Origin of the sequence: Pseudoalteromonas sp. APC 3224, from assembly GCF_030407535.1 — a bacterium.
In the GTDB taxonomy this organism is placed as follows: Bacteria; Pseudomonadota; Gammaproteobacteria; order Enterobacterales; family Alteromonadaceae; genus Pseudoalteromonas.
The window spans coordinates 19796-30861 of the sequence record NZ_JASDDF010000047.1 but is presented as its reverse complement, the minus strand read 5'-3'; the positions used below and the strand labels follow the sequence as shown (position 1 = coordinate 30861).

The following is an 11066-nucleotide window of genomic DNA, read 5'->3' as shown; positions in this document are numbered from 1 at the left end:
CAATAAATTCAATAATTTCAGCCATAAAAAAACCCGCGACTTGATTGCTCAAGTTGCGGGTTTTTTAGGGTTTTTAAACAAACGAATTTAAAAACCGTTATTGGTGGAGCTGGGGGAGTCTTAACTAAACCCGCAAGCCATTGCTTTAATTTAAATTTATAACAACTAGGTGCTGAGATTGGTACCAACCATGGTACTAAAAACCAGTGTCATATTCGAACCTCTACGTTAAATTCGTTTAATAAAACTTTTATAACTTTTTGTCCTACATTTCTTCCCACAGACTATCAGCATCTACATTTGGGTCTTTTTTCAGCTCTACTTTTTTAGTTTCTTCTGGCCATTCTATATTACTATCTCTTATTAAACCTTCCAGTGTAGTGTATGCAATAACTTTACCTTCATATTCAGTAAGCCATTTATTGCCATCCCATTCTATAAAATCGAATGTCCCAGCCCCTTCACCATATTTTACAGCTACAAAGTGAAGACCTACCTCTGATGGTTCATCAGTAAACCAATTGATGTTTTTCATAAATACTCTCTATCTAAAACTTTTCTCTAAATACTTCGGCTCTTTCAGCTAGGTATTCTAAATATAAAGGTTTAACCTTATATGTTTCATGTGCATTCTCTAAAATTGAAATTAAAAAATAACAGTTTTTTTGAACCGAGCCTTGGCAATAAATTAAAGCTGTATTACTGGTTTTACTAAACGATACTTTTTTTAAATGCCAACCTTTTGATGTTGAGTCTTTTAAATGTATATGGGCAAGGCCAGATTCCTTTACAGAAAAAGGAAAATCATACGGCACATCTCTACCAAAGTGCGCAGGCCTACCCTTTCCACTTTTATACAATTTAAATTCATCAACAATTTTTTTTAATAACGGTTGTGAAGAACTGGCCTTTACTTCTTCACTAACAAAAACACGTACATCCATATACTTTACTCCACCTCAAAAATTTTAACCGTTGCTTTTCTATTTTGGCTAGTATTTATTTCATCCTCAATTCTTGAGGCTACTTTATTTAATTCATAATCACTAAGTTGTGTTTTTTGATTACTATTAACAACTAACTTCTCCTTCTTAACCAAAGTGGTTTTATTAACATTCATAATGTCACTCCTTTATCATTAAGTTTACTTCTCAAATATTGTAATCGTACCCTAAAATCACTTTCTACTATTTAACCCGCTCAACATATCAAATATCACTCGCGCAAATTGTTGGTTTCTTGCAGGATCTGACAACAGCTGCATCATTTGTTCTTGGTGTGCATCACTGCTCCCTAAAATGGCGTCATCCATCGCTTGAGGGAAATCACCTAACATAGCCTGCTCTGGGCTGTTGTTGGCAATTTGGCTCATTACAGCGGTGTTTTCGCTTAGTTTATCGCGCACTGTAAAGGCATAATTAAGCATGTCTTTATCAGTTAGGTTGTCGGTAATAAACACTTCATTAAGCTTGTCGATTATTTGCGATAAAAACGCTTCTTTTTTATCTTTCGCTTTAGCGCTGCCCACGTCATTACTTGGCTCTAGCTTGTAATCAGGATCACCTTCTTTTAGCTGTATATCTTGCTGGCGTATTTTTGATAAACGGTAATGGCTCATTACTACGTTATCTAAATCAAGCTGATCTTCTGTTACTACTTTTTCACGTAACAGTGGGCGTAAATGGCGAGCAAACAAGCTTAGCTTTTCAAGTTCTTTGTCGTCGTACTCCACCAGCTGCGACATAAACTCATAAAAGCGGGTAAAGCTGCCTAAGTCTTTTTTGAATATTTCTAGGCGGTCTTTTTCTTGTTTACACTCTTTAAAGCTTGTTTCTGCGTTAGCTATTAATACAGCGTCTTCAGTCTTTTTAGTGCGTTCAAACATCTCTTTGGCTTTTATATACGCCTCAATTGCTGATGCGTAACGCTTTTGCCAGCGCTCTTTAGCTGGATGAATAATATTGCTAATTGCCGCGTTTGATTTGTTTTTAGTGAAAAAGGCTGCACAAAACTGCTCAACCTCAGACCACAAAAATATACCGCTAGCACGCAGCTTTTCAAACAAATCAAAAACAATTTGAGGGTCAGTAACATCGGCAAGCTCTGCTGTTTGGTAGTAAGGCTGAAATGCTTCTAGTATATCTTCTGGGGCATTAAAGAAGTCCAATACAAACGTACCTGTTTCAGCTTTACTTGGGTAAGTACGATTCAATCGTGACAGGGTTTGTACACACTCAACGCCACCTAGCTTTTTATCTACATACATAGCGCATAGCTTTGGTTGGTCGAACCCCGTTTGAAACTTATTAGCCACCAGCATTACTTGGTAATCATCACTATCAAAGGCTTTGCGCATATCGCGGCCTTTAAGCTCAGGGTTCATATTTTTTTCGGTAAACTTTTTATCTAAAAATGCCGCGCTGTCAGGATCGCTCTCAGTAAATTCAACTTCGCCTGAAAATGCCACCATAGCGCGTATTGTCGAGTAACCTGTTTTTTGCTCTGCTAGAGCTTCAGATACATACTTATCAAATGCTAGCTTATAACGCACCGCCTCTTTACGTGAGCCAGTTACTACCATGGCTTTTGCTTGGCCGCCTAATAAGCCCATTACGTTATCTTTAAAGTGTTCAATAATGACTTTAACTTTTTGCGATATATTATGGTCGTGCAAACGCACCCATTGATTAAGCTTTACGGTTGCCTTTTTACTATCGACTTCTTCATCTGCCGCGGCTATTTTTTGCGCAAGCTGGTACATCACTTTATAGTTAGTGTAATTTTTAAGTACATCTAATATAAAGCCTTCTTCTATTGCTTGGCGCATTGAATATATGTGGTACGCCACTGGCTTATTTTGTTTTGATGGAGGTAGTTCGGGGTCAGGTAATCGACCAAACAGCTCTATTGTTTTTGCTTTAGGTGTGGCAGTAAACGCATAGTAGTTAAGGTTTGCACTACCACGGCGGGCTGCAACGGTTGCATCGAGTATATCCTCTGACGATAACTCCTTTTCACCAGAGAGTACGTCATCGTCAGCTTCTTCCGTCATCAACACTTCTTTTAACTGGCGAGCGGTAGAGCCACTTTGTGATGAATGCGCTTCATCGGCAATAACCGCGTAGCTGCGCTCTTTTAAGCTAGTACTGTTTTCAATTGCACGTAATACAAACGGGAAGGTTTGAATGGTTACAATAATAATAGGCTGAGCGTTTTCAAGTGCGCTGGCGAGCTTTTCTGATTTAGAACCGTCACCCTCTTTATTGTTAATTCGCCCTACCACACCGTCTGCATGCTCAAACTGATAAATAGTATCTTGCAGCTGATCATCAAGTACCGTTCTATCTGTTACAACAATCACTGAATGAAACTGTTTATTACCTTGCTCGTCATAAAGAGTAGAAAGCTGGTGGGCTGTCCAAGCAATAGAGTTTGATTTACCTGATCCCGCACTGTGTTGCACTAAATACTTGTTACCTGTGCCCTCTTCAATTGCCGCATCAATCAGCTTACTTACTACATCCCATTGGTGATAACGCGGGAAAATAAGCGTTTCTTTTTTGTATTTACGCCCTTCCCAATCTTCCTTGTCTTCTATTTGCAAATGTACAAAGCTGCCTAAAATATTAAGCAGATTTTTAGGCACTAATACTTCATTCCACAAGTAATCGGTTGCATAACGGTTAGCGTCTTCAGGTACATCATTACCTGCCCCACCTTCGCTTGTGCCTTTGTTAAAAGGTAAAAAGAAAGTGTCGTCACCCGCAAGCTTAGTGGTCATATACACTTCATACTGGCTTACAGCAAAGTGCACCAATGCACCGCGCTTAAAGGTCAGCAGTGGTTCTGGCTTTTTAGTTGCGGGGTCTTTAGGTAAGCGAGTTTGTTTGTATTGCTTAATCGCATTTTCAACCGCTTGTTTAAATTCTGATTTAAGCTCTAGGGTTGATACGGGTAAGCCGTTTACAAACAACACTAAATCTATGCGCCAACTTTTAGCTTTGCTACCTGTTGCTGCCAAGTGCTCAGCATTAGCATAGGGGCTATACACTAACTCTTGTACTATACGACAAGTGTTTTGCTCGTAACGCGCTAAGGTTTCAGGGTTTAGGTTATGCTCTGGTTTAAATTGGCACAGTTCAAAACGGGCATTACGAATTTTTAAACCATGGCGTAATACACCTAATACACCATACGTACGTGAGGCTTTATCTGTGGCGTTTATATCGGCTTTTTTAAGTTGTGCCACCAGCGCTTCTAAAAAGTGGCGTTCAGGATCATTAGGGAACACCTTACACAGCTTTTGCCACTCTTTGGGTTGGGTGTTTTTAACAAAGGTCAGCGCATCTTGTTCATACAAAGCGGTTTCGCAGTTATAGCCTGCACCAGTACCTTCAACCCAACCATTGGCTACCATTTGGTTGATGATGTCGTCTTGAAAAATCCGTTCTTGGGTTACATCATTCATCGCTCGTCCTTATTTTTATTGTTTTGTTATTTGTCTTGCGCTAAGCGTTAGCATTTCAATTGTGCAGACAGTGTCTGCACAATCTGTAAATCGAAAACCGCTCTGCAAAGCTAAGAGTTTGGCTTATCTTGCAACTGCTTTAATGCATTAGCTAAATCTAAATCAACCTTTGATGGCTGGGCATCGATGACTCTGCGGTACTTATCGTATTCTTGTTTTGCTTTTTCAGTAGCCTGCACTTGTGAAATATTGCCAGCGTGGGTAAGTACTTCATAGTCGCTTAGCCGTAAAAAATCATCGAGCTTGTTTGCCCAATCAGCCATTTTCATAAGCTTACCATTACGGGCTTGTAGCTCGGCAAATTCTAAATAAGAGTTAACTAATCTGTTTAACGTATCAAGCTCTTTTTCAGTTAAATAGTTTTTGCCAGTAACCACCTCTTTACGCGTAGGCTCTTTACCTACAAAGCTGGTTAAGCCTAAGTTAGGCTTTTCAGCATCAATACGTTTAAATACCAACTCTGCTGCGGTATTTCCATGGGCAGCCCAGTGCATTTTGTTTTGTACTTTCGCAAAAAAATCGACACTAGTTTGTGCTTTGCCGTCATAATCAATGCTGGTGGCATATATGTCGCATACTTTGCGCCAAAATATCTTCTCTGATGAACGTATATCGCGTATGCGGTTTAATAGTTCGTCAAAGTATTGCATGTTATCTGGGTTTTTGAGGCGCTCGTCATCCATTACAAAGCCTTTAGTTAGGTACTCTTGTAATGTTCTTGTCGCCCATTGGCGAAACTTAGTGCCTTGCTTAGAGCGAACCCGATAACCAACAGCTAATATGGCTTCTAAATTATAATGTGCTACATCGCGAGCAACTTCTCGCGTGCCCTCTTTTCGAACTATTCGGAAATTCCTAATGGTTGCATTTTGTTCAAGTTCACCTTCGCTATAAATGTTACTTAAATGCTCATTTATAGTGGGTACGCTCTTTTGATAAAGCTCAGCTATTAAGTTTTGAGTTAGCCAGAGCGTTTCTGTTTCAAAGCGACATTCAACCTTGGTTTGCCCTTCATCTGTTTCAAATAAAATAAACTGACCAAGCGGCGGCGTAACATTATTAGTCATTAGGCTGCTCCCAATTACGCACGTCGATTTTACCTGTGACGGCGGCTGAGATTAGCGCAGTGCGGCGTTCTTTTTGCAAGTTATGCTGCATTAGCGCTAAATTTATAATTCGCTCAAATGCTTCCGACATCTGTTCAATATGCAAACAAATATCTCGCTGTTCAGTCTCTGGCGGAATAACCACCTTTAACTCTCGAACAGTTTCTATTGATACTTCACTAAAAGTACTACCTTGCTTACTTAACCCCCAATACTCATCTACTGCATTAGTCTGGAAAAAGCGAACTAAAAACTCTGAAGTAAGATCACTGTTAGGTTGAATTCGTGCAACACCGCGAGAAAGGTTAACCCCTCGCAATTCAACTGGTACAACGTATGCCGCACCAATTGATGCTCTTATCCCTAGAATAACTTCTCCACCGCTCAAACGGGAGCGCGGGTAATTGCTTTCTATCATTTTTGATGTTTTTGGAAGGTCATCTAAAGCTAAATTTCCTTGAGATATATTAGTTGTTTGAATAAATGGCACTCCTTCGTCTAGAGCATCGCCCGGTTGAACAATGCCATAAGATATTGACGAACCACTTTTTATGACTTGTTTTAGCCTAACAACGACCCAGTGTGCTGGTACTTCACCCAACCACTCTACACCTGAATCTTTCATCGGGGCTTGTGGGCTAAGGCCTTTAGTCACTGCATGGCTGATCACTGCTTGACGTTTTTCTTTTAGCAACTTAATCAGTTGTTGCTGCTTTTCAATCAAGGTATCGATTTTAGCCGTTTCGTGATCGAGGAAGTGGGCAATTTGGACTCTCTCACTAGCCTGAACTGGAACGGCAAATATGTAATTTCCCAAATGCTCTTGTGTCATGCTAGGTAGAGCTGTATTTGTTGAGTAACGTGTAAACTGTATCGTTGTTGCAAGATAATACAGATACTTTGCATTAGTATTAGGCAACATTTCTGTGTAGTACATTGTGTCTACGGTCCAGAATGGCACATCTATAAACAGTGGTTTATCGATCGTTCCTTTTCTTCCTAAAAGTACCGATGATTTGTCGTACATAAACTCTGTCGCAAACGCAAACTGCCCACCAGAGCCCATTACAGGATACCCTGACTCAGATTGAACCGCTTTGTAATCTTGCCCATTTTTGATTGATGCAAGATGTTTTAAGCGGCAGGTTTTCCAATGTGCTGGGATTTCGCTCAACCACTCAACGCCAGAATCCTTATGCTCAGGATACGCCTGATATTTACCAGCCTTTAACTCACTCATGCTCGCCCCCTAGCTGCGCTAATACTTCGACACTGGGTAATTTGAATATTGTGCCCCCAAGGGATTTGCAGCAATTGCGAAACAGCTTGTTTCGCAATTGCATCATCACCACACCAAAATAAGTACCAACGGCGAATATGCTCTAAATTTCGTTTTAAAAAGTCTTTCATTTGCAGAAATTCGGCCATTAAATCTTGGCTGAGTTGGGCTAATAACTTATCGCCCCACGCGGCTTTTTGCTGGCTAGATGCCACTCTTTGTTTAAGCTCAGTTAGCCATTGTTTATATTCTGTTCGTTGCGGTGATTTTAGGTGTTTGTTTTTATGCATTCTCATCATCCTTCAAAGCCCAAAATGGATGCGTTGCCCAATTTTCAGGAAACCCCATATTTCTAACAGGTACTTCTGGGTGCTTAACTATTAATTGAACAAGCTTGTCTGTCCATTGGCTATCAGGGCTTACTTCTTTCATTAGGTGTGCCAGCAATAATAAAACGGAGTATAAACGTTTTGAGGGCTGTATATGGCTATTAGGTAATACTGTGGGTAACTGCCATTCTGCGTCCCTTAGTAGCTTGGGTGCAATAGGTAACTCCCTATTCCATAAGCGAGCATGATGTGCACAACAATTTCTAATAAAGGTAAGAGTATGTAACCAACTCGCAAACTTATCTTGAGGAACATTAAAGCGCTTAGCAATAGCCTTTCTGTCGGAGTCTTTAACTAACCCTTTATATAAGTGAGAAAGCTCACCCAGTGTTAGCTCTTCAATTACTGCCCAACACGGTGGTAAATTAGGCTCGTTATAATGGCTCACATAATATCGGCAATAGTTTTCACGTTGCTTTAGGTTAATTAGTTCCGCTTTTTTTTGGGGGGTATGTTGCGGCGAATTATTAATTTTTGCAGCTTCTCTTGCCAAAATGCCACGCTCTTTATCTTGCTTATCACTTAATGATTTAATTAATCGATTGTGATCATAATTGCGATTAAAGTGATTGCGGTCAATGTACCAGTGAGAGCCACTATAAGGCTCATCGTCTTGTTGATACTTTGGGCCCATAACATTATTAAACATGGAGCGGGTAGCAACTTCAATACGCTCAACCGCATCCATAATAAACAACCTAAGCTCTCGGTCAAAAGCATACAAAGCAACCACTTGTTTAAACTCACTGCCTTCATTAAATGGGTGTTCTTCATCGTGTAGTTTTTGAAAAGGTCGCATATAAGCCGATAATCTAAAAAAGCTAATAACCTCTAAATAATGTTTAGCTCGTTCAGGCTCTTTTATACTTAGCCCACGCTGTTGGAGTAATGCTATTTGCTCATCAAGGCTAATCGAGGGTTTGAAAAATGGGATCACATCAATTTCCTATCAACACTTTTAACTAGATGACATGTATGTTTTAAATAGGAGGAAGTTATTAAGGCGTAGAAAAAAGAAAACCCGCACAATTTCAGCATAAATTTTGATAAATCAAAACCCATAGGCTTGGCGGGTATATTGCGTATTATATTAGTTTTTAATGACGGTAAGGTCAATAATAATAGTAAATTAATAATAGTTATTTGTTGGACTTTAACCCACCATGAGGTTAACTTTAGCTGCAAAGTCAATACATTAGATGACTTAATAACACAATATTCCATTACGAGTGTACCTCTTGCAGCAGCTTCATTATATCGCTACTCACGGCATCAAGCTCTTCGTCAATCTCAGCTAAATCGCGTGGTGGTTGGTACTCATAAAAGTGGCGGTTAAAGGGTATTTCGTAACCTACTATACCTAGCTCGCCGTCTTTATCATCACACTTGGTGTCGTTAATCCATGCATCGCTTACGTGCGGGGCTACTTCGCGGTTAAAGTAGTTTTCAACCATTTGGGTTGTACTAATACTTGGCTGAGCTGAACCATTTAAATAAGCTTCTTTTAACGGCACGTTTTCGTTATCGCGTAAGTCGCCATCTTGCTTATAAGTTACTACTTTCCCTTGCCACTTTTTAACATCACCTTTGTATTCAAATGCTCCATACATTGGGTCTGCCTGATCTTTGAATACTTTATCAACCACGCATTCTGCATCTGGGTTTTTAAAGGTAATGACATCGAGTAGTTGTTTTTTCTCTTTAGTATCGAGCTTAATATCTAAGGCTTTAAGCGCTTGTGTGTAGGTAATATCAAACTGGTTAAAGTCGTCTGATTGCAGCTGCTTGCCACCAGCAGTATCACTTAACTGTGTTTGTAACTGCTGCGCTTTTTCCATAAGGGATTTTTGCAATAACCACAGCTTAGGCTCTAGTACATCTTTGATTTGCTTTTCTTTCAGCTCTGGGAAGTCGGCTTTAATAATAGCTCTGGCTTCAATTTCAACGGCGCTCAAATCGCCATATTGACTATTACCCGAGTCGTCAGTAGCCCACTGTGCGCCAAACTTATCATAGAGCGCCATCATGGTGGCATTATAAGGTTTTGGTGCAAAACGCAGGGATGCAATAGCTTCATCAGTTACTTGCGCTGATAACCTAAGTGGGCGCTCTATGGTGATACGGCGATAACCAAACTCATAGGTATTAAATATTTTACTGGCAAAGGTTTTTGCTACATCGGCTTTTGGGTTAGTCGCTTGGCGACCTCGGCTACTTTTAGCCTCTGTTGGTTTAGCTAAACCTAGCTCTTCAAGCGTTGTTGTTTCTACTTGTGCAAAGTTACCAAAGCTGCGAGTGATAACTTTAATGTCGTCTTCGCTCATGATATTACGTTTAGAACCAAGCGATTTACGCATTTTACCGCATAGGTTAGCGCCATTAATTAGCTGAACCTTGTTTTTACGCTCTGGGTTTTGTTGCTGCGCTTTTTTATTAGAGAGCACCCATACATAGGTAGCAATACCTGTGTTGTAAAACATATCAGTCGGTAAGGCAATAATTGCCTCAAGTAAGTCAGACTCTAAAATATAACGACGAATCTCACTTTCGCCGCTACCTGCACCGCCCGTAAATAAAGGTGAGCCATTTAGAATAATACCAATACGCCCGCCGCTGTTAGAATCATTTGCAGAGGAGGATGCATCGCGCATTTTACTAATAAGGTGCATTAAAAATAGCAATGAGCCGTCTGATACTCTTGGTAAGCCAGCGCCAAAGCGGCCATCAAAGCGCTTAATGGTATGTTCGTCTTTAATATCGCCTTCAATCTTTTTCCAATCCACGCCAAATGGTGGGTTAGACAGCATGTAATCAAACTTATCTACTGCTAGCTGATCATTCGATAAAGTATTACCGAGTTTAATACGGCTTACGTCTTGCCCTTTAATAAGCATATCGGCTTTACATATAGCGTAAGACTCTGGATTTAACTCTTGACCAAATGCACGCATAACCGCATTCGGGTTAAGCTCGTGAACATACTCCATACCTGAAGATAAAAAGCCGCCAGTACCTGCTGTTGGGTCGTAAATGGTGCGAATAATCCCTTCTTTGGTTAGGGCGTCATCGTCTTCCATAAATACCAGAGAGGTAGTTAAACGCACGATGTCGCGAGGGGTAAAGTGCTCTCCTGCGGTTTCATTAGAGCTTTCAGCAAAGCGACGTATTAACTCTTCAAACACCAAACCCATATCGTGGTTTGATATAGCTTGCGGGCTCAAGTCAGTTGTAGCGAATTTTTTAACGACTTTAAAGAGTAAGTTGGCATCGTCTAACAAACCTATAAACTCATCAAACTTAAAGTGCTCAAATATCTCGCGGGCATCAGCTGAAAAGCATTGAATATAACGCTCAAGATTAGCCTTAATATCACCCTGCCCCATTTTACCTAAATCCATAGGCGAGGTATTAAAAAAGGTTAAGCCGTTTGTAGCTCTTAAAAGCATCTTTTCTCTTTGAAGTTCATCTAGAGCAGCTTTTCCGCTCGCTATTAGATTATTACTCACTTCATCAACTTTTGGGACTTGAGTAATCACATCAGCTTTACTTGGCTCAAGCACACACTCAAGGCGACGTAATAAGGTAAAGGGTAAAATAACACGGCCATACTGAGACTGTTTAAAGTCGCCGCGAAGAAGGTCAGCTACTGACCAAATAAAAGCAGCAGTTTGAGAAAAATTTTGTTTATTCATCTAAGTTATCTTTTAATAATTTTTGTTCGAAAAATTTGTAAGTTTCAACGTTTGGGTAAGGACAAACAAAAC

9 protein-coding genes are annotated in these 11066 nt (G+C 40.1%); all 9 read right to left on the bottom strand.

Features of this window, described 5'->3' with window-relative positions; genetic code table 11:
* Positions 1 to 265: 265 nt before the first annotated feature.
* Positions 266 to 535, bottom strand: a complete 270-nt coding sequence (locus QL989_RS17720; RefSeq protein ID WP_273609742.1) for a hypothetical protein — start codon at positions 533 to 535, stop codon at positions 266 to 268.
* 13 nt (positions 536 to 548) lie between these two features.
* Positions 549 to 944 (bottom strand): type II toxin-antitoxin system YafO family toxin, encoded by a 396-nt coding sequence (locus QL989_RS17715; RefSeq protein WP_082422723.1) that lies wholly within the window; start codon positions 942 to 944, stop codon positions 549 to 551.
* 5 nt (positions 945 to 949) lie between these two features.
* The gene (locus QL989_RS17710; RefSeq protein ID WP_273609743.1) at positions 950 to 1120 is read right to left on the bottom strand and encodes a hypothetical protein; all 171 of its coding nucleotides are present in this window, start codon (positions 1118 to 1120) and stop codon (positions 950 to 952) included.
* Between the two features lie 57 nt (positions 1121 to 1177).
* Positions 1178 to 4468: a DEAD/DEAH box helicase family protein gene (locus QL989_RS17705; protein ID WP_290171451.1), complete on the bottom strand. Its 3291-nt coding sequence runs from the start codon at positions 4466 to 4468 to the stop codon at positions 1178 to 1180.
* Positions 4469 to 4578: 110 nt separating this feature from the next.
* Entirely contained in the window at positions 4579 to 5595 is a 1017-nt protein-coding gene (locus QL989_RS17700; RefSeq protein WP_290171449.1) for a virulence RhuM family protein, read from the bottom strand.
* Positions 5588 to 6874, bottom strand: a complete 1287-nt coding sequence (locus QL989_RS17695; protein ID WP_290171447.1) for a restriction endonuclease subunit S — start codon at positions 6872 to 6874, stop codon at positions 5588 to 5590. The genes QL989_RS17700 and QL989_RS17695 overlap by 8 nt, the downstream gene beginning before the upstream one ends.
* Positions 6871 to 7203 carry a DUF1016 N-terminal domain-containing protein gene (locus QL989_RS17690; RefSeq protein WP_290171445.1) on the bottom strand — a complete coding sequence of 111 codons (333 nt, stop codon included), beginning with the start codon at positions 7201 to 7203 and terminating at the stop codon, positions 6871 to 6873. Before QL989_RS17690 ends, QL989_RS17695 begins: the two co-directional genes overlap by 4 nt.
* Positions 7196 to 8239 carry an Abi family protein gene (locus tag QL989_RS17685; protein ID WP_290171444.1) on the bottom strand — a complete coding sequence of 348 codons (1044 nt, stop codon included), beginning with the start codon at positions 8237 to 8239 and terminating at the stop codon, positions 7196 to 7198. Before QL989_RS17685 ends, QL989_RS17690 begins: the two co-directional genes overlap by 8 nt.
* A gap of 286 nt (positions 8240 to 8525) precedes the next feature.
* Positions 8526 to 10994, bottom strand: a complete 2469-nt coding sequence (locus tag QL989_RS17680; RefSeq protein ID WP_290171443.1) for a class I SAM-dependent DNA methyltransferase — start codon at positions 10992 to 10994, stop codon at positions 8526 to 8528.
* Positions 10995 to 11066: the final 72 nt, after the last annotated feature.

Bases quoted from the DNA above. Each gene is read 5' to 3' on its own strand.
- QL989_RS17720 (WP_273609742.1), bottom strand. From the start codon at position 535: ATGAAAAACATCAATTGGTTTACTGATGAACCATCAGAGGTAGGTCTT.
- QL989_RS17715 (WP_082422723.1), bottom strand. From the start codon at position 944: ATGGATGTACGTGTTTTTGTTAGTGAAGAAGTAAAGGCCAGTTCTTCA.
- QL989_RS17710 (WP_273609743.1), bottom strand. From the start codon at position 1,120: ATGAATGTTAATAAAACCACTTTGGTTAAGAAGGAGAAGTTAGTTGTT.
- QL989_RS17705 (WP_290171451.1), bottom strand. From the start codon at position 4,468: ATGAATGATGTAACCCAAGAACGGATTTTTCAAGACGACATCATCAAC.
- QL989_RS17700 (WP_290171449.1), bottom strand. From the start codon at position 5,595: ATGACTAATAATGTTACGCCGCCGCTTGGTCAGTTTATTTTATTTGAA.
- QL989_RS17695 (WP_290171447.1), bottom strand. From the start codon at position 6,874: ATGAGTGAGTTAAAGGCTGGTAAATATCAGGCGTATCCTGAGCATAAG.
- QL989_RS17690 (WP_290171445.1), bottom strand. From the start codon at position 7,203: ATGCATAAAAACAAACACCTAAAATCACCGCAACGAACAGAATATAAA.
- QL989_RS17680 (WP_290171443.1), bottom strand. From the start codon at position 10,994: ATGAATAAACAAAATTTTTCTCAAACTGCTGCTTTTATTTGGTCAGTA.